Source organism: Candidatus Binatia bacterium (assembly GCA_023150935.1).
In the GTDB taxonomy this organism is placed as follows: domain Bacteria; phylum Desulfobacterota; class Binatia; order HRBIN30; family HRBIN30; genus JAKLJW01.
In genome coordinates, this window is record JAKLJW010000025.1 from 41,363 (window position 1) to 60,804 (window position 19,442).

Here is a 19,442-nt window from a genome sequence, read left to right on the forward strand (position 1 = left end):
TCATTCTCCTCCGAACATCAGGAGCAACCCGACGGCCCCCAACAACATCACCAGCGCGTAAGCCTGCACGTTGCCGCTCTGCAACCGCCGCAGCCCTCCGCCCATCGACGCGATCGCCTCGCCGACCTCGTTCACCGCCCCGTCGATAATCTCCGCATCCACGACTTTCCAGAAGAAGTCCGACAACTTCACATACGGCCGGATGAACACCGCGTCGTACAGCTCGTCCACCCGGTACTTCTCCCAGAGCAGCGTGTACAAACCCTGCGCCTTCCACGCCAGGATCATCGGCAGGCCCGGCGAACGCACGTAAAACACGTACGCCAGCGCAATGCCCCCCAGCGCCACCGCCGAGGTGCCGCCCATCAGGCCGTACATGGTCGCACTCGACACCGCGTGGTGCTCCGCCTCCGGCAAGTGCGCCAGCGACGGCGCCAGGTACTCGCCGAGCCAGTCGCCCCACAGCCAACCGTGCGGCAGACCGATCCAGCCGCCCACCGCCGACAGCACCGCAAGAATCACCAGCGGCACGGTCATCACGGCGGGCGATTCGTGCATGTGCTTAGCCTTCTCGGGCTCGACCCGGCTCTCGCCGGTGAACGCCACGAAATATGCCCTGAACACATAGAACGCCGTGCAGCCCGCCGCGATCACACCGATCGACCACGTAACGAAGTGGCCGCCGGTAAACGCGTGCTCGAGAATGAGGTCCTTCGAGAAGAACGCCGCGAAACCGGGCACCCCCGAGATCGCCATGGCCGCAATCAGGAAGGTCGGCGCCGTGATCCGCAGCGTCCGCCGCAGTCCGCCCATCTTCCAGATGTCGAGCTCGCCGTGCAGGGCGTGCATCACGCTGCCGGCGCACAGGAACAGCAGGGCCTTGAAGAAGGCGTGCGTCATTAGATGGAAGATCGCCGCCCCGAAGGCGCCGACGCCCACCCCAAGGATCATGTAGCCGATCTGCGATACCGTCGAGTAGGCGAGGATCTTCTTCAGGTCGTTCTGCACCAGACCGATCGTCGCGGCAAAGAAGGCCGTCAACGCCCCGACCGTCGCCACCACGTCCATCGCCAGCGGCGCCAGCACGTAAAGCGGCGACAGGCGCGCAATCATGTACACGCCGGCGGTCACCATGGTGGCGGCGTGGATGAGCGCCGATACCGGCGTCGGGCCGGCCATCGCATCCGGCAACCAGACGTACAACGGGATTTGCGCCGACTTGCCGGTGGCCCCGACGAACAGGAGCAGGCAGGCCGCGGTAACCACCGCCGGCGCCGCCGCCGCCATCTTGCCGGCCGAGCCGTTCACCTCGGCAAACCCCAACGACGGCGTGCCGAGTGCGTCGAGCTGCCAGAAAATCAGAAACATACCGATCAGGAACGCCGCGTCGCCGATCCGGTTGGCAACGAATGCCTTGCGGCCAGCGTCGGCATTGGCCATGTCCGTGTACCAGAAGCCGATCAGGAGATAAGAGCACAGGCCCACCCCCTCCCAGCCCACGAACAACAGCGGCAGCGAATCGGCCAACACCAGCACCAGCATCGACGCCGTGAACAGGTTCAGGTACGCGAAGTACCGGGCCTCGTCCGGATCGCCGTGCATGTACCCGACGGAATAGAGATGAATCAGAAACCCGACCCCGGTGACGATCAGGATCATCACGCTCGACAGTGCATCGACCCGGAACGCCATCTCGACCGTCAGGGGACTCGAGTGCAGCCAGACGTAAACCCGGTCCAGCAGCGCCGCCCCGGCGGGTTGTGCCCAGAGCTGCGCCACGGCCGCCACCGACACGCCAAAGGCACCGAGTACGGACAGCGGACCGGCGACGCGCGCCAGCCGGACCCGTCCCGTCACCGCGGCCACCAGACAGGCGAGCACGCCCCCCAATGGCAGGATCAAAATCCACCGCAACAAACTGGTATCGATTACCGGCATCCGATCACCGTCAGGCCTCGTTTCGCATCGGGGCACCCGTTATCGGGCCAAGCAACCCCGAGCACCGGCGCCACCGGTGGTGCCGGACGACGCAGGAACGCGGAGGTCGCGGGGCACCGGCCGAGCCGGGCTGTCCCCGCGCACTCCGCGCCGCACTCTACATGAATCCAACCGGCCGGCAACCGTGCCGGGGCCGAGACGCCAGGCCGGCAGCGACTACTTCACCTGAATCGAGCGGATGTAGTCGGTCAGGAGCATCAAGCGCCCACGCACCGCCGCCTGAGACAGCGGGTCGTTACCGACATCAGACTGGAACGTTTCGCCCCAGGTCGGCATTTCCGCACTGCCGTGACTCGGTATCGGCTGCTGCCCGTCTATGATGTCGAGCACCAGGATGTACGGGAACTTACCGTCGTTCCGCTTCGCCAGCGTCGTCAGGTCCGGCACCTTTTCCTTCAACGCCTTCGCCGTCGGCCCGTCACCCCTGGCATCGACGCCGTGGCAGGTCGCGCAATACTGCTTGTAGTACATCTGCCCGGCCGTAACCTGCGGCGGCGCCGCCTGAACCGCCACCGAAGACGCCATCAGGCCACTGACCACCATCGACACCCACAACACAACCGACCCTCGCTTCGCCATCGATACCCTCCCCTGTTTCGTGTGTTGCCGTCAGACGCGGCGTTCTTTACCGCCGTCGCGGCGCCCAGTGCAAGTCCCAAACGTCCTTCCCGCACCGAATTGCGTGGACGCCCAACCCCGATCCGGTAACGCCCCCACCCCGGACAGGCTGCCGCCGCACGGTACGCGGCGACAGGGGCGAATCGTATTCGCCCGCATCCGTCTACCCGTTCACTAAGTACTCCGGTTCATTAGTCCGGCGACGTATTCCGTTCGTCCCGAGTAGCGCCATCTTTTCGGCGGCGTATCGAGGGGCGGGGCCGCAAAGCCGCTCGCCAGGCTGCCCCTCGATACGCCCCTGAGAAAACGGGGCTACTCGGGGCGAACGGGAAGCGTCGTACGGAATACGTCGCCGTAATTGTGCCCATCACTACTAAGCGTCCAGCGCAAACAACCGCCCCAGCAGCGTACCGATCGAGCCCCGGATTACCCGGTCGGCCAGGTAGTCCATCTCCGTCGGCTCGGCATTGACGATCACAACGCGAGCCCCCGCCTCCTTGGCCACCGGTACGATCCCGGCGATCGGATACACACTCAAGGTCGTGCCGATCGCCAGCATCAGGTCGCACGCCTGCGCCGCCTCGGTAGCGCGGTTCAGGTCCTCGGTTACCAGTGCCTGTCCGAACGATATCGTCGCCGACTTGAGGATGCCCCCGCAGCTCAAGCACGGCGGATCCTCTTCGCCGGCACGGACCCGATCCAGCGTCGCCGCCATCGGACCGCGTTCGCCGCAGAACATGCACATCACCTGGTGAATCGTGCCGTGGATCTCGACGATGCGCTCCGGCGAGCTTCCCGCCGCCTGGTGCAGCCCGTCGATGTTCTGGGTTACCAGCGTGTGCAGCTTGCCCATGTGCTCGAGCGTCACCAGCGAACGGTGACCGGCATTGGGCGCGGGCTCCTTCTCCAGCGCCGCCATGCGCGCTTTCCAGGCGCGGCGGCGAATGTCGGGGTCAGCCATGTAGTGCTGCAAAGTCGCCATCTTCTCGGCCGCCGGGTTACGGGTCCAGACTCCCTTCGGTCCACGGAAATCCGGGATACCCGAATCGGTTGAGATGCCCGCTCCCGTCAGCACCACAATGCGCTGCGCTGCCCGGACCCATTCCCGTACGGTCGCGATCGCCGCTTCGATATCCGCGCTCTTCACGCTCATCGCCCTGCTCATACACCCCGGACCTTTACCCCTTCTTGTGCCGCGACGCCACGCCGGGGCAACGCCGCCCCCGCCCAACCTCGCGTTGCACTTTCGACCGAAGCTGCCACACTCGCCGCCGTTATCGATCGCCTTGCGAGGATGAGCGCCGATGATTGCGACGATGCTCCGGGGGCTGGGTGAGTCCGTGCGCCGCCACTTCCCGTTCGGTCTGCTGCTGCTGTCTCTGACCGCCGGCGCCGCCCCGCCGGCGGCGGTCACCGAGTTCACTCCCCAGGGCACGGTGAAACAGGTTCGCCAGATCGTGGCGCGCTTCTCGGATCCGATGGTCGCCCTCGGCGACCCGCGCGGCGGCAGCGCGCCGTTCGAGGTCGCCTGTCCCGTGCCGGGCAGCGGTCGATGGGTCGACACGCGCACATGGGCCTACGACTTCGAGCGCGACCTGCCCGGGGGCCTGCGCTGCGCTGCACACCTGCGGCCCGATCTGCGCACCCGCAACGGCCGGCCACTCTCCGGTCAGTCCGAATTCGCCTTCAGCACCGGCGGACCGGCCGTCTTGGGTACCGTCCCCTACGAGGGCGACGAGGGCATCGACGAAGATCAGGTCTTCGCGCTCACCCTCGACACCCCGGCCACGGAAGACTCCGTCCTTGCCCACGTCGGCTTCCGAATCGACGGCCTTCCCGACCCCGTCGGCGTCAGCGTACTCGGCGGTGCAGCGCGGGAAGAAGTCCTCAAAGCCCTGCCTTATCTCGACCCGGCACAGCCGCTCCTCGTTCTGCGCGCCCGCCAGCGCTTCCCGAGCGGCGCCGGGGTCTCCCTCGTCTGGGGCGCGGGGGTCAGCTCCCCTGACGGGGTCGCCACCGATGCGGCGCAGACCTTTGGATTCAAGACCCGGCCCGCCTTCACCGCGCGTGTCCTCTGCCAGCGTGCCAACCCGAAGGCAGAGTGCGTACCGCTTACGCCCATCGCCGTCGCGTTCTCGGCCCCCGTGGTCTGGGATCGGGCGCGCCATGCCTTGCTGCGCGGCCCCGCCGACACGCGGTGGCATCCGGTGGCGCCCGAGAATCCCGAAGCTTACGTCAACGAGATCCGCTTCAAGGGCCCGTTTCCGGATTCCGCACGCTTTCACCTCGAACTGCCGGCGGACTTGACCGACGACGCCGGCCGTCCGCTGAGCAACGCCGCAGACAACCCGTTTACGGTACGCACCGATCCCTACCCGCCGCTGGCCAAGTTCTCTGCGCGGTTCGGCATTGTCGAAGCCGCCGCGGATCCGACGCTGCCGGTCACCCTGCGCAACCTCGAGCCGGAGGTCCGGGCCGAGCTGGCCCGGCTCACCACCGCACCGCCGACCGGCCTGCGCGTCTCCGCCGAACGCCTGCTCGAGCGCGTGCAGGGCACGGCGACGCGGATTCCACCCGAGCGGCTCGACGACATCCTGCCATGGCTGCGGCGCGTCGGCGCGGCGCGACGCACCGCCTCGGTCTTCGCACCCCCGACGCCGCCGGTACTGACCCAATCCGCGTTCACCGTTCCCAAGCCCAACGGCCCCGAAGCCTTCGAAGTCGTCGGCATCCCCTTGCAGGGCGCCGGCCTCTACATCGTCGAACTGGCCAGCCCCAAACTCGGCGCGTACCTGCTTGGCAAACCGGAAACCATGTACGTCCCCACGGCAGCCCTGGTGACCAACATGGCGGTGCATCTCAAGTGGGGCCGCGAAAACGCGCTCGTCTGGGTAACCACCCTCGACGGGGCGGAACCGGTCGCGGGCGCCAGGGTCTCCGTGCTCGATTGCACCGGGGCCGTCCACTGGTCCGGCACCACCGACACCAACGGCATCGCCCGCACCGACACCCTGCCGGCCCGCGACACCGCGCCGCGCTGCCGCCAACCGGAACCGCCGCTCGCCAACGCCGACGACTCGGAAGAGGAGCAGTTCTACTCCGACGAATCCTCCCAGACCGCCGCGCTCGACGCGCTTGGCGAAGGCCTCCTGGTCGTTGCTCAAACCGCCGACGACCTGAGCTTCGTTCACTCGAGCTGGCAGCGCGGCATCGAGCCCTGGCGGTTCAGCCTGCCGTCGGAGCGCTGGGAAGGGCCCGTGGTCGCGCACACGGTGTTCGACCGCACCCTCTTCCGCGCCGGCGACACCGTGCACATGAAGCACATCCTGCGCGTCGAGAGCCTGGCCGGCTTCGCCTTCGCACCCGAGGCGCAGCGTCCGACCCGCCTCACCCTGCAACACGAAGGCAGCAACGACAAGTACGAAATGCCCCTGACCTGGGACGCCCGCGGGGCGGCCGAAAACTCCTGGGCCATCCCGCCGACGGCACGGCTGGGTCGTTACGCCGTCGTTCTCGCCAGACCGAACGCGGAACCGCCCGTGCCGAGCCGTACCTCAGGTTCCTTCCGCGTCGAGGAGTTTCGCGTCCCGCTGATGCGCGCCGTCGTCAAGTTACCCGCCGAACCGCAGGTCGCCGTCTCCAGCGTGGCCGCCGACGTGAGCGTTGCGTACCTCGCCGGCGGACCGGCGGCGCGGCTGCCCGTGATTCTGCGCTCGCAGCTCCGACCCCGGTCGGTGACGACGCCGCCCGAGTTCGACGCCTTCAGCTTCGCTCTCGGGCCCGTAACGGAAGGTCGCGTCCGCCTCGGCGAGGACGACCCCGAACAGACCGTCGCGGGCGCCGTCCGTCCCGGACCCGTGCAGCGCCAGGAACTCGTGCTGGACGACGCGGGCACCGCACGCGCCACGTTGAGCACGTTGCCTCCCTCTCAGGCGGTGCGCGAATTGCTCGCCGAAGTCGAATACAGCGACCCCAACGGAGAGCGTCAGACCGTGTCGTCCACGGTACCGCTCTGGCCCGCGCAATGGCTCGCCGGCATCGCCGCCGACCAGTGGGTGCGGTCCGACGGCACCGTCCATGCGCGGATCGCGGTCATCGACGGCGCCGGACAGCCGGTCCCCAACGCCGTGGTGCGCGTCAATGCCCATCCGCGCAAGAGCTACTCCGCGCGCAAGCGCCTGGTCGGCGGCTTCTACGGCTACGACAACATCGAGGAAACCGGACCCTCCGCCGGCGTTCTCTGCGCCGGGCAGACCGACTCCGCGGGCACCTTCGTCTGCACGGGGAAGTCGCCGGTCGCCGGCAACCTGGTGCTGGCAGCAGCCGTCACCGACCCGGCCGGCCACACCAGCCACACGCACGCCGACGTGTGGGTGGTGGGCGACGAGGACTGGTGGTTCGTCCTCAACGATTCCGACCGCATCGACGTCCTGCCCGAGCGGCTCCAGTACAACCCCGGCGATACGGCGCGATTCCAGGTGCGCATGCCGTTCCGCGCCGCCACGGCCCTGGTCACCACGGAACGCGAGGGCGTGCTCGATGCCCAGGTCGTGCCGCTCCACGGCTCCGACCCCACGGTCGAGGTACCGGTGCGGGACAACTACGCCCCGAACGTGTTCGTCTCCGTGTTCGTGGTGCGCGGGCGCGTCGCCGGCGTTCAACCGACTGCCATGCTCGACCTCGGCAAGCCCGCCTGGAAGCTCGGCATCGCCGAGATCCGCGTCGGCTGGCAGGCCCACACCCTCGGCGTCACCGTGACCACCGACCGACCCGTGTACACCGTGCGCGAGACCGCACAAGCCCGCATCTCCGTCCGTACCGCCGCGGGCACGCCTCCCCCACCCGGCAGCGACGTTGCCATTGCCGCCGTCGACGAAGGTCTTCTGGAGCTGCAGCCCAACACAAGCTGGAACCTCCTCGCGGCAATGATGGGCCGGCGCGGTTACGGCATGCGCACCGCTACCGCACAGATGGAGGTCGTCGGCAAACGCCACTACGGCCTGAAGGCGCTCCCGCTGGGCGGCGGCGGCGGGCGCCAGGCGACGCGAGAGCTGTTCGACACGCTACTGCTCTGGAACGGCAGCGTGCGGCTCGCCGCCGACGGCACCGCGACCGTGGACATCCCCCTCAACGACTCCCTGACCAGCTTCCGCATCGTTGCAGTGGCCACCGGCGACGTCGGACAATTCGGCACCGGGAGCACCGCGATCCGCGCCACGCAGGACCTCATGCTCCTCTCCGGGCTGCCCCCGGTGGTGCGCGAAACGGACCGCCTGCGCGCCGAATTCACGGTGCGGAACACCACCGATCGCGAACTGCACATCGTCGTCGGCGGTCGCGCCGAAGGTCTGGACAAACCCTTCTCGTCCCTGAATGTCCGCCTCGGCCCGGGGCAAGCCGAGGTGGTCGGCTGGGACGTCGAGGTCCCCGTCGGCCCCACGACATTGACCTACGACATGGAGGCCGCCGTACCCGGCGGTCCTTCCGACCGTTTGCGCGTCAGCCAGCAGGTACGACCGGCGGTTCCCGTCAGAACGCTGCAAGCGAGCCTGTCGCAGTGGCCGGAGACCGGCACCGAAACCGTCGCCATGCCGTCCGACGCGCTTCCCGGCCGCGGCGGCGTTCGCGTGCAGATGGCCCCCGGCCTCGGCGTCGGCCTGGCCGGCGTCCACGAGTACATGCGGGACTATCCCTACTCGTGCATGGAGCAGCGCGTCTCGCGCGCGGTCGCCCTCGGCGACCCGCAGCTCTGGGCCCAGGTCGGCGCCGCCCTGCCGTCGTACCTCGATAGCGACGGCCTGGTGAAGTACTTCCCGACGGCAAGCTCCGGCAGCGACGTACTGACCGCTTACATACTGTCGATCGTCGGTGCCGCCGAGCTTCCCCTCGCGGCGGAACTGCAAGCGCGGATGGAGTCCGGCCTGACACGCTTCGTGCAGGGCAGTTTGCTGCGCGCCTCGCCGCTACCCGCAGCCGACCTGCCCTTACGCAAACTGGCCGCGATCGCCGCGCTGGCGCGCAACAACAAAGCCGACCCGGCGATGCTCGATAGCCTCGCCATCGAACCGGAACTGTGGCCGACCTCGGCAGTGCTCGACTGGTGGGACATCGTCGCGCACCTGCCGAAGCTGCCCGGGCGCAACGCGCGGCTGGCGGCGGTGCAGCAGATCCTGCGCTCGCGGCTGAACGTGCAGGGCAGCACCATGGGACTCTCCGCCGCCCAAACCCCCGGCCTCTGGTGGCTGATGGTCTGCCCGGACACGAGTGCCGTGCGTCTGGTGACGCAGGCGCTGGCGGCACCGGCATGGAAGAACGACGTTCCTCGACTGATGCGCGGCGCCCTCGGTCGCCTGCGCCACGGGCACTGGGATTGTACGACGTCCAACGCCTGGGGTGCCGTAGCGGCCAACCGCTTTGCGGCCGCGTTCGAAGCGACGCCCGTCAGCGGCACCGCCACGGTGAAGCTCGGAACCGACAGCCAACGCCGTAACTGGGGACGACCGGCGGCGCCGCTGTCCTTCGATTTCCCGTGGCCGCCGGCGGCGGCACCGCTAACGATCCAGCAAGCCGGCACCGGATCGCCGTGGATCACCGTCGAATCGCGCGCCGCGATTCCGCTGCGCGAGCCGCTGTCGACCGGGTATCGCCTCACCCGTACGGTGACACCGATCGAGCGCCGTGCACCCGAACACTGGAGCCGCGGCGACCTGTTGCGGGTCCGACTCGACATCGACGCACAGAGCGACATGACCTGGGTCGCCGTCAGCGATCCGGTCCCCGCCGGCGCGTCTTACCTCGGCACCGGTCTGGCGCGCGACTCGCAACTCGAGCGCCGTACCGACACCGACGCCGCCCCCGGCCTCGCGCCCGCGTTTACCGAACGGACCTTCGACACCTTTCGCGCCTACTTCGACCTGGTCCCTGAGGGAACCTTCTCCGTAGAGTACACGATTCGCCTCAATCAGAGCGGGACGTTCCAACTTCCCCCGACGCGCGTCGAGGCGCTGTACGCACCCGAGATGTTCGGAGAGATCCCGAATTCGCCGCTGGTGGTCTTACCGTGAATTCGAACCGGACGGGGGCGAGCCGGGCGCCGAGAGTCGTAGACGAAAAGCTTCCGAAGACCCCGCTCCCGGGGCGACGGCCGCTAACGCGGCGACTGGGTTTCGCGATCTTTTTCGCCGCCCTGCCGACGATCGCCGCGGCGGTGGCGTGGATGGCGACCCCCGCATCGGTGGTGCCCGACTTCGCCGCGGTGCGCGCGGCGCAGCGGCCCTCCGACGTGCAACTGCTCGACCGGCACGGCGTTGCGATTCACGAACTGCGTGTCGACGTTACGCGCCGCCGCCTGGCGTGGGTGCCCCTGCCAGCCGTGTCGCCAGCACTGCCGGCCGCCGTACTCGCCGCCGAAGACCGGCGCTTCCGTGTTCACGGCCGATGCGGGGAGCCAGCACGATCACCATGCAGCTCGCCGGTTTACTCGATCCGGCCGCAGGGCGTGGCAGCCGCACTCCGGGGCAAAAGTGGCGGCAGATACGCACGGCACGCGCCGTCGAAGCGCACTGGACGAAGGACGAGATCCTCGAGGCCTATCTCAACCTGGTCACTTTCCGGGGCGAGGTGCAGGGCATCGGCGCCGCCGCGGCCGTGCTTTTCGGCAAGGCGGCGCATGGCTTAACCCGGCCCGAAGCGGTGACCCTGGCAGCGCTGCTCGCCGTGCCAAACGCCACGGCGGACACGCTGGTGCGGCGGGCACGCCGCATCGGCGCCGCCACGCTCGCCCCGGCGGACTGGCCGGGCGACGCGGCGGTGTCGGCCGCCGTCAGCGCGGCACTGCACGCTTCGGGTGCGGCCGCCCCGCGCACCGCACTGGCCCCACACGCGGCGCGCCGCATCCTGCGCCGCGGCGACGGCACGGAACCCGTGCGCACCACGCTCGATGCGGGCCTGCAACGCACGGTTACCGACATCCTGCACCGGCACTTACTCTCGATCCGCGGGCAGAACGTGCAAGACGGCGCCGCGCTCGTCGTGGACAACGCGACCGGGGAGGTTCTCGCCTACGCCGGCGGCAGCGGGGCGCTGTCTCAGGCGCCGCACGTCGACGCCGTGGCCGCGCGCCGGCAGCCGGGCTCGACCTTGAAGCCCTTCCTTTACGGGCTCGCCATCGAACGACGCCTGCTGACCGCCGCGTCTCGCCTCGACGACACCCCGCTCGAACTGGCACTGGCCGGCGGGGGGTTATATCGCCCGAGCAACTACGACGACGAGTTCCGCGGGCCGGTAAGCGTCCGTACGGCGCTGGCGAGCTCGCTCAACATTCCCGCGGTTCGTGCCTTGCAGCTCGTCGGCGCCGACGACCTCGTCAGGCACCTGCGCCAACTCGGCCTCGGCGGCCTGGTCGAGTCCGGCGACTACTACGGTCCGGCCCTCGCCCTCGGAGCGGCGGAGGCCAGCCTCTGGGAGCTGGTCGGCGCTTATCGCACGCTCGCCAACGGCGGAATCTGGAGCGCGCTCCGCCTGACGGCAGGGGATCCCGCCGGCCCGGCGGCAACGGTCTACTCCGCGGCGACGGCCTTTATCGTCGCCGACATCCTCGCCGACCGTCAGAGCCGGAGTTGGACCTTTGGCCTGGGCAGCCCGCTCGACAGTCGCTTCTGGGCGGCGGTGAAGACGGGCACCAGCAAAGACATGCGCGACAACTGGTGTATCGGTTTCTCCAGGCAGGTGACGGTGGGCGTCTGGATCGGCAACGCCTCGGGACGGGCCATGCACGACGTCAGCGGCGTGACCGGCGCCGCCCCGGTTTGGGCGGAAGTCATGGCCCACGTACATCGCCACGGTAGCAGTACTGCCCCGGAGCCGCCCCCGGGCCTCGTGCGCCAACGATCCCGCTTCGAGGCCGGGGTCGAGCCGCCGCGCTCGGAATGGTTCGTCGCCGGCACCGAACCGCCGCCGACGAATCCGAGGGTTCCGCCCGCGGTACGGATAACCACCCCCGCCGACGGTGCGGTGATCGCTATCGACCCGGACATCCCCGCCGATCGCCAGCGCCTCGCTTTCGGGGCGACGGGACCACTCGACGCCATTGCCTGGACTCTCGATGGCACCTACCTCGGCCCCGCGCAGCCGCTCGATAAGCTGCCGCTGGAGCCGGGTTCGCATGCCCTCGCGCTGGTCGATGCCGGGGGCCGCACGGTCGACGCGGTTCGCTTTCGCGTCCGTCGCCCGGGCACCCGGAGGACGAGCCGCGACGTCCCCTAGCTTTTTCCTTTCCCCGGAATGGGAAATGGAAACCGGCCGGGCTTCCCGCCGGCGGGTTCTCCACGGTACGGCGCTTTACCCGGGTCGGATTGAGACCACGGGCACCCATCTTGCAAACCCATCGACCGACCGGGTGGAGACCTTCAGTCGATGCAAGATTCTTGTAACAAACTGACGATCCTGTTGATCGATCGGGACGAGGCGTTCAGGACCGCGTTGAGCAGCATCCTGCGGGAGGACGGACACGGGGTTCTCGAGTACGACGATCCCGGGCACGTCCCGCCGATCCGGGAACTCGACGCGGTCGACCTGGCGGTCAGCGATTGCAGCCCGTCGGAACGGGAGGCCCTGGCTTTCGCCGCCGACTTTCACACCGCGCGCCCGGAAGTTCCGATGATCCTGCTGACGACCTACCACGCCGACGACTACAACGGACGCTGTCGCCGGATCCCGCATTTGTACGTCCTGCCGAAGCCGGTCGATTATGAGACCTTTCACGCACTGATTCACGAACTGGCGGGGTGACACCTGGCGGCAGGCTGTTGCTGAGTGACGCAGTGGAAGGCCCCGAGGCCCCACACCATTTCGCGGGCGTGGATGCCGGCGACGCGGCGGGTGGGAAAGCAGGTCTGGAGAATTTGCAGCGCCACCGCGTCGTTGGGGTCGGCGAAGGTAGGCACGAGCACCACGCCGTTTCCGATGTAGAAGTTGGCGTAGCTCGCCGGCAGGCGCTGGCCATCGTACTCGACGGGCGCGGGCATCGGCAGGGCGACGACGCGCAGCGGACGGCCGTCCTGATCCCGCATTGCGTGCAACCGCTTCAGGTTGTCGCGCAGCGTCCCGTAGTTGTCGTCACGGGGATCTTCCTCGACCACGGTCACCACGGTACCGGGGTCGACGAAGCGGGCCAGATCGTCGACGTGTCCATCGGTATCGTCGCCGGCGATGCCGTCGCCGAGCCAGAGTACATTGCCGACCCCGAGGTAATCGCGCAGCACGGTTTCGATCTCGCCGCGCGAGCGATGCGGATTACGGTTGGGGTTGAGAAGGCACTGCTCGGTGGTCAACACGCTGCCGCGTCCGTTGACGTCGATCGAGCCGCCCTCGAGCACGATCCCGGGCGAGAACAGGGGAATCCCGAGGCGGGCCGCAATCGCCGCCGGCACCGCGTCGTCGTGCTCCCAGGGCGGGTACTTGCCGCCCCACGCGTTGTAGACCCAATCGACCGCCGCCAGCTCGGTACGTCCGTTGTGGAGGCGCGTCACAAAGGTAGGGCCATGGTCGCGCATCCACGCGTCGTCGGTGCGTATCGCGTGGGTTTCCACATTACCGGACTCGACACCGCCGCCGGCGAGCAGTTCGCGAACGGCGGCGGCGGCGGCTTCGTCGTTGACCAGCACGCACACGCGTTCGTGCGTCCCGAGGGCGCGCACGATCTCCACCCAGATCGCTGGAATAGGCGCGAAGTTGCCGGGCCAGGACGCCTCCTTGTGAGGCCAGGAAAGCCACGTCGCCGCGTGCGCCTCCCACTCGGCCGGCATGCGGTAGCCGAGGGCGGCGGGCGGCAGCGTCCCGCGGCCTTCAGGATGCGTCATCGATGACCCGCCGCATCAACCCGCCATAAGCGTCGATGCGGCGGTCGCGCAGGAACGGCCAGTGCCGGCGCGTCGACTCGATAAGGCCAAGATCGCATGGAACTATCAGTATTTCCTCGCGATCGTGACTGGCGCGCGCCAGGACACGCCCGCAGGGATCGGCGACGAACGACGCCCCCCAGAATTCGACCGTGCCTTCGGTGCCGACGCGGTTGACGGCCACGACGAACACGCCGTTGGCGATCGCATGGCTGCGCTGCATCAACTCCCAGGCGTCGTGCTGCGCCGCGCCGAACTCCGCTTTCTCGGCTTCGTGCCAGCCGATCGCCGTCGGGTACACGATCATCTCCGCGCCGGCGAGCGCCGTCAGACGGGCCGCCTCGGGAAACCACTGGTCCCAGCACACCAGCGTGCCGACTCGGGCTCCCCGTACCGTGAAACCGTGGAACCCGAGATCCCCCGGCGTGAAGTAGAACTTCTCGAAGTACAGGGGGTCGTCCGGAATGTGCATCTTGCGGTACACGCCACGCAGGCTGCCGTCCGCGTCGAGCACCACGGCGGTGTTGTGGTACACCCCGGCGGCGCGCCGCTCGAAGATCGATCCGATCACCACCACGTCGTGTGCGGCCGCGGCTTGCGCCAGGGCCGCGGTTGTCGGCCCCGGGACCGGCTCGGCCAGGTCGAAATGGGCATGATCCTCGCTCTGACAGAAGTACCGCGACGCAAACAGCTCCTGGAGGCAGACGATCTGCGCGCCCTGGCGGGCGGCGTCGCCGATGCGGTCGACGGCCGCGCGAACATTGGCGGCAACATCGTCCCCGCAGCGCATCTGCACCAGTCCGACGGTTACCTGCTGACCCATGCGTCGACTCCGATAGGTCGGGCTGCCGCGCAACGCAAGTGGCGCTGCGGTCGAAGGCGATTTGACGGGTGCGAGCGGCTCGGCTACAGCCCCCCGCGATGCGCTCAGTGTTTCGGCGCCACCGCGGCACCGCCCGACTTGCCGCCGCGCACATGCTCGCGGCCGCGCTCGTCGCCGCCGCACCGGCACTGGCCCAGGTCCTGCGCGACAACGATATCGTCGCCCGGGTCAACGCCGTCCCCATCTACCGCAAGACCGTACGCGAGGTCGTCCAGGGCGGCGTCTTCATGCAGGACACCGAGCCCGACGCCGCCGGACTCGCGAAGCTGGCTAACCAGGCCCTCGAATCGCTGATCGATCTCGAGCTGCTGTATCAGGAAAGCCAGGCACGCGGCGTGGCGGTCACCGACGCCGACGTTGAAGCGGAAATCCAACGCACCCGGGCCAACTTCCCGAGCGATGCCGCATTCAAGGCTGCCCTGACCAAGAACGGCACGACACTCGACGAACTGCGCGCCGACACGCGCAAAACCCTGGCCGTGAGTCGCCTGATCGAAGGCGATGCGTGGCGCGAGGTGCGCGTGTCCGCGGATGAGATCGGGGCATTCTACGAACAGAATCGCGAGGAATTCCGCCACGGCGCCCAGATCCGCGCCAGCCACATTCTGGTGCGGGTGCCCGCGGGCAGCAGTGCAGCCGAACGGGCGGCGGCTCGCAAGCGCGCCGAGGCGCTGCTTGCCGAGTTGCGCGCCGGCGCCGATTTCGCCGCCCTCGCCCGGGAGAAATCCGCGGACCCGGTGAGCGCGGCGCGCGGCGGCGACCGGGGCTTCTTCGCCAAAGGCGAGATGGACCCGGCTTTCGAAGCCGCCGCCTTCGCGCTCTCCCCCGGTCAGATCGGCGGCGTCGTGGAGACCCGCTACGGCTTCGAGATCGTCACCGTTACCGGCCAACGCGACGCCGGCATCAGCCCACTGGCCGAGGTGGAACCGGTGATCCGTGAAGTTCTGCTCAAGAGCGCGCGCCAGGAACGTCAGGCTGCGCTCGTTGCCGAGTTGCGCCAGAAGGCCAAGATCGAACGCGTCGCACCGTTGCACTGAAGACGGGGGCCAACAGCTTATGAAGAAATGCGCGCCGAACACGAGACACCGTGGCGGTCACGGCGGGAACGCCGAGTTGCCGCGCGTCGCTTGCGACTCGCTGGTGGCGCTGCCGGTTGCCACGGCGGACGGAACGACGTTGTTCGCCAAGAACAGCGATCGCCCGGCGATGGAATGTCAGCCCCTCGTGCAGTCGCCGCGGCGGCGTTACGACGCCGGCTCCAGCGTGCGGTGCACGTATATCGCCATCCCGCAGGTCGCGGAGACCGCGCGGCTGATCGGCTCCCGCCCCTTCTGGTGCTGGGGCTTCGAACATGGGCTCAACGAGTACGGCGTCGCCATCGGCAACCATACGATCTTCACCAAAGCGCCGCTCTCCGGTCTGGGCCTCATCGGCATGGACCTGGTCCGGCTCGGCCTCGAGCGCAGCCGCACCGCGGAACAGGCGGTCGACGTCATCACGACCCTGGCCGCCGCGCACGGTCAGGGCGGGTCCGGGTATGTCGACAAGGACTGGTCGTACCACAACTCCTTTCTGATCGCCGACCGCAGCGCCGCGTTTCTGGTCGAGACCAGCGACCGGCGCTGGGTGGTCCGCCGCATCCATACGGTTGGCAGCGCCACCAATCACGCCACCATCGGCGACGACTGGGACGCCATCGCCGACGGCACCATCGAGGACGCCATCGCGGCCGGTTGGTGGAGCGAGGATGGTGACGTGCGCTTCGACTTCGCCGCCGCGTACCGCGACACCAGTCTGGTCCCCGATGTCATTTCGAGCGGCCGCCACCGCCGCACCTGCGCCCTGCTCGAGCAGGCCAAAGGCAGGCTGACGGTGGCCGAACTGCAGGCGGCCCTCCGCGATCACTACGGCGGCGCCGGCCCCCGACGCGATGCCACTCCGGCCGACCCCGAGTATTTCAGTGTCTGCATGCACGCCGACCCGGTCGGCACCACCACCGCGAGCATGGTGGCCCGCATCCCCACCGCCCCCGAGGAGCCGCCGGTTTACTGGGCGAGCCTCGGGTCCCCGTGCGTAGGCGCGTTTCTCCCCCTCTTCGTCGACGGACAGGTTCCGGCGTCGCTCAGCCGCGGCGGAGAACAGCCGTCGGAGGAATCGCCGTGGTGGCAGTGCAAGCGCCTGCTCGGCATCGTGGAGCAGGACTGGGAAGTTCTAGCCCCGCAGGTACGCAGGCGACTCGACCCCCTGGAGGCCGAGCTGCGGGAGCGTACGGCGCCCGAGACCCTGCGCCGCCTCACGCCCGCGGCGCGCAGCGAACTGACCTCGGAGGCGGTCGACTCGTTCCTGACCCGTGTCAACGAGCTGCTCGCCACGCTGGCCGCGCGGTAGGAAACGCGTCGTTCGCGGCTGGCGGCCTCATAGACCATCCCGGTCATGCAGAACTTCCTCACCGTTGCCCTCGATGCCGTGCATGCCGGCGGCGCGTTGATCCGGTCGGCCTGGACGCGACCGCGGCGGGTGGGTTTGAAGGGCCCGGTCGACCTGGTTACCGAAACCGACCGTGAGGTTGAAACCTACATCGTCGGGGAGTTGCGGCGCCGCTTCCCACGGCATCGCGTCGTGGCCGAGGAGGGGGTGAGCGCCGAGGCGCCGGCCCGGGAGCACGACGAGCACGTCTGGTACCTCGACCCGCTCGACGGCACCACGAATTTCGCGCACGGATTTCCGCACGTGGCCGTGTCGCTGGCGCTGGCTCGCGGCGCCGAGTTGGAGCTCGGGATCGTCCATGATCCCTTGCGCGACGAAACCTTCGTCGCCCGCCGCGGTCAGGGGGCGACCCTCAACGGCATTCCCATCGCGGTATCGGGCACGGCCGATCTGGGTGCGGCTCTGGTGGCCACCGGGTTCGCATACGACAGGCGGGTGAGCGCCGATTTCTACCTCGGATTCATTGCCGACATGCTGCGCGAGGCGCGCGACGTGCGGCGGGCGGGTTCGGCCGCGCTCGACCTTTGCTACGTCGCCTGCGGGCGGTTCGACGCCTTCTGGGAGTGGCGTTTGAAGCCGTGGGACACGGCGGCCGGGGCGCTGCTGGTGCGCGAGGCGGGGGGCACGGTATCCCGCCTCGGCGGCGGCCCGTTCGACCTTCACGGCGATCAGATTCTCGCCACCAACGGCAGCCTGCAATCGGCCGTCGTCGCCGTCTTGCGGCGGCGTCTCGACACCACGAAGTGATTCGACGTTCCCGTTGGCGCGCTCCCGCCCACCGTGTCAGAGTTGAGGTCATGTTGCGCACTCCGGGCCATCGCTTTTCTGGTCGCCTCGTGGTCTTGCTGCTGCCCCTCGCGGTCGCGTGCGCGTGCGGCGACAACGATGGCGTAGCGCCCCCGGCGGCACCGACGGCCAGCGCCGTTGTCCGCGCCGCGCTCGCTCGCTTCACACCTGCCGCCGCATTCGGACACCGGGGCAACGGCATCAACCTCACCGGGCGCACGCTTCCGGAGAACTCGATCGCCGCGTTTCTCGGGGGCCTGGGGCGCGGCGCCGACGCGGTCGAACTGGACGTCGAACTGACCGCCGACGGCAAGCTTGTCGTCATGCACGACGACACTCTCGATCGAACCACGACCTGCCGCGGATGTGTGAGCGCTCAGCCGCTGGCGGCGGTGCAGGCGTGCAACCTGCTCAGCGGCGACATGCAGATCACGACGGAGCGCCCGCCCACCCTGGCCCAGGTGTTCGCCGCGCTACCTCCCGCCACACTCGTCAGCATCGAACTCAAGGCCTTCGAGGATCCGTGCCGCACGGCCACAACCGGCGCTGCGGCACTTGCCGCCGCCGGCATAAGCGAGGTCGAGCGGCTCGGCGTCGCCGATCGCGTCCTGTGGTCGTCGTTCGACGTCGACGTGGTCGCCGCGTTGAAGGAGTCCAGACCGGACTTCTATGTCGGGTTATTGTTCTCGACCGACGCCGAAGCGAACGTGGCGACGGCAGCGCAACTCGGGCTCGATGCCGTGCTGCCCGAATACGGGCTGATCGGAGCGGTGGCACCGGAGGCGCAGGCGCGCGGCATGCAGGTCATCGTCTGGACCGTCAACGGCCGCGCGCGTATGCACCGGTGCCTCGACCTCGGCGTGACGGCGATCATCAGTGACGAGGCGGCAATGCTCCGCGAGGTACTGACCGAACGCGGCGGCAGGTCGGAAGTGGGCGCTATGCGGAAAGGCGCCAAGTAACGGTAGCGGCGGGCACCCGCCGGGGGTGCAGAGGAGGGTGCTGCCGGCCGACTCGCGGCGGCAGCGGCGCGCGCGGTTTATCGATGGGACAAATCGGCTTACGGCTCGGCGTCGATCGAGTCATTCTGCTGCTCGCCCTGGCCGGGGCCGGGGTCGATGCAGTGGCAATCATGGGTTTCAACGTTCTGACCGCAGCGCAGACCGGCAATACGATCCTGCTCGCCGTCGCGGTTGCCGAGTGGCGGGTGGCGGCCGGGCTTGCGGCAGCGGTGTCCGTGCTGGGGTATATCCTCGGCGGCGCGCTGGCCGAGGTGCTGATCGTTCGGCACATGCGCCGGCATGCGCACGGCTGGCGCACCGCCCCGCTGCTGGCGGAAGGCATCTTGCTCGCCGGCATGATCTTGCTCTGGCGCGTCGTGGGGCCGAGTCCGCCAACCGGAAGCGCACTGGCGCTGGTCGCCCTCGCCGCCGTAGCCATGGGCATGCAAAGCGCGGTCGTACTGCGTCTGCACGGTGGCCCGACGACGACGTACATCACGGGCATGCTGACGACTTTCACTGCCGGGACGATCGGGAGGTGGTTGGCCGCCGGGAGCGCTGTGGCCGCGAACTCCACTTCTACGGCTGCCGCGGCCGGGACCGGCCACACGCGGACGTACGGATTGACGTGGCTGGTGTACACCGCGGGTGCGGTGGCGTGCGGTGTCCTCTTCCTGCGCGTCGGCGAACTGGCCCTGCTGGTTCCGATCGGCGCGATCGTCACGGTGGCGGCGTGCGACTCCGAATGAAGACGGTACGGTCCGGCTGAGC

The 19,442-nt window shown here is 68.8% G+C and carries 13 protein-coding genes and 1 pseudogene; 8 read left to right on the forward strand and 6 right to left on the reverse strand.

Translation table 11 applies throughout. The annotated features are described in order from the left end of the window. The 3 genes from nuoL to L6Q96_15145 all read right to left on the reverse strand — a co-directional run bounded on the left by nuoL (position 1) and on the right by L6Q96_15145 (position 3,769). Positions 1-1,938: an NADH-quinone oxidoreductase subunit L gene (gene nuoL, locus L6Q96_15135; protein ID MCK6555890.1), complete on the reverse strand. Its 1,938-nt coding sequence runs from the start codon at positions 1,936-1,938 to the stop codon at positions 1-3. 216 nt (positions 1,939-2,154) lie between these two features. Further along, positions 2,155-2,577 (reverse strand): cytochrome c, encoded by a 423-nt coding sequence (locus L6Q96_15140; protein MCK6555891.1) that lies wholly within the window; start codon positions 2,575-2,577, stop codon positions 2,155-2,157. Positions 2,578-2,989: 412 nt separating this feature from the next. Continuing rightward, entirely contained in the window at positions 2,990-3,769 is a 780-nt protein-coding gene (locus L6Q96_15145; GenBank protein MCK6555892.1) for an NAD-dependent deacylase, read from the reverse strand. Between the two features lie 151 nt (positions 3,770-3,920). Here L6Q96_15145 and L6Q96_15150 point away from each other — a divergent pair, with 151 nt between their 5' ends. Next, entirely contained in the window at positions 3,921-9,680 is a 5,760-nt protein-coding gene (locus L6Q96_15150; protein MCK6555893.1) for an MG2 domain-containing protein, read from the forward strand. A gap of 83 nt (positions 9,681-9,763) precedes the next feature. Here L6Q96_15150 and L6Q96_15155 read toward each other — a convergent pair whose 3' ends face one another. After that, entirely contained in the window at positions 9,764-10,048 is a 285-nt protein-coding gene (locus L6Q96_15155; protein ID MCK6555894.1) for a hypothetical protein, read from the reverse strand. On the opposite strand from L6Q96_15155, the pseudogene pbpC reads away from it, so the two are divergent. Together pbpC and L6Q96_15165 are read left to right on the forward strand one after the other, a co-directional pair. Next, a pseudogene (gene pbpC, locus L6Q96_15160) lies at positions 9,929-11,880 on the forward strand (penicillin-binding protein 1C). The gene L6Q96_15155 and the pseudogene pbpC sit on opposite strands and share 120 nt — an antisense overlap. A gap of 150 nt (positions 11,881-12,030) precedes the next feature. Then, a complete protein-coding gene (locus L6Q96_15165; protein ID MCK6555895.1) occupies positions 12,031-12,405 on the forward strand; it encodes a response regulator in 375 nt (124 codons plus the stop codon). On the opposite strand, the gene L6Q96_15170 is transcribed toward L6Q96_15165, so the two are convergent. Together L6Q96_15170 and L6Q96_15175 are read right to left on the reverse strand one after the other, a co-directional pair. Further along, positions 12,387-13,475: an agmatine deiminase family protein gene (locus tag L6Q96_15170; protein MCK6555896.1), complete on the reverse strand. Its 1,089-nt coding sequence runs from the start codon at positions 13,473-13,475 to the stop codon at positions 12,387-12,389. The two genes, L6Q96_15165 and L6Q96_15170, sit on opposite strands and share 19 nt — an antisense overlap. Further along, complete coding sequence (locus tag L6Q96_15175) at positions 13,462-14,337, reverse strand: carbon-nitrogen hydrolase (GenBank protein ID MCK6555897.1); 876 nt, start codon at positions 14,335-14,337, stop codon at positions 13,462-13,464. The genes L6Q96_15170 and L6Q96_15175 overlap by 14 nt, the downstream gene beginning before the upstream one ends. A gap of 152 nt (positions 14,338-14,489) precedes the next feature. Between L6Q96_15175 and L6Q96_15180 the strand changes: the two genes are divergently transcribed. The 5 genes from L6Q96_15180 to L6Q96_15200 all read left to right on the forward strand — a co-directional run bounded on the left by L6Q96_15180 (position 14,490) and on the right by L6Q96_15200 (position 19,420). Beyond that, positions 14,490-15,434 (forward strand): peptidylprolyl isomerase, encoded by a 945-nt coding sequence (locus L6Q96_15180; protein MCK6555898.1) that lies wholly within the window; start codon positions 14,490-14,492, stop codon positions 15,432-15,434. Between the two features lie 76 nt (positions 15,435-15,510). Beyond that, positions 15,511-16,785 (forward strand): secernin-3, encoded by a 1,275-nt coding sequence (locus tag L6Q96_15185; protein MCK6555899.1) that lies wholly within the window; start codon positions 15,511-15,513, stop codon positions 16,783-16,785. A 45-nt stretch (positions 16,786-16,830) separates the two neighbouring features. Then, positions 16,831-17,631 (forward strand): inositol monophosphatase, encoded by an 801-nt coding sequence (locus L6Q96_15190; protein ID MCK6555900.1) that lies wholly within the window; start codon positions 16,831-16,833, stop codon positions 17,629-17,631. A gap of 50 nt (positions 17,632-17,681) precedes the next feature. Then, the gene (locus L6Q96_15195; protein ID MCK6555901.1) at positions 17,682-18,632 is read left to right on the forward strand and encodes a glycerophosphodiester phosphodiesterase; all 951 of its coding nucleotides are present in this window, start codon (positions 17,682-17,684) and stop codon (positions 18,630-18,632) included. An 83-nt stretch (positions 18,633-18,715) separates the two neighbouring features. Further along, a complete protein-coding gene (locus L6Q96_15200) occupies positions 18,716-19,420 on the forward strand; it encodes a DUF1275 domain-containing protein (protein ID MCK6555902.1) in 705 nt (234 codons plus the stop codon). The last annotated feature ends 22 nt before the right edge of the window (positions 19,421-19,442 follow it).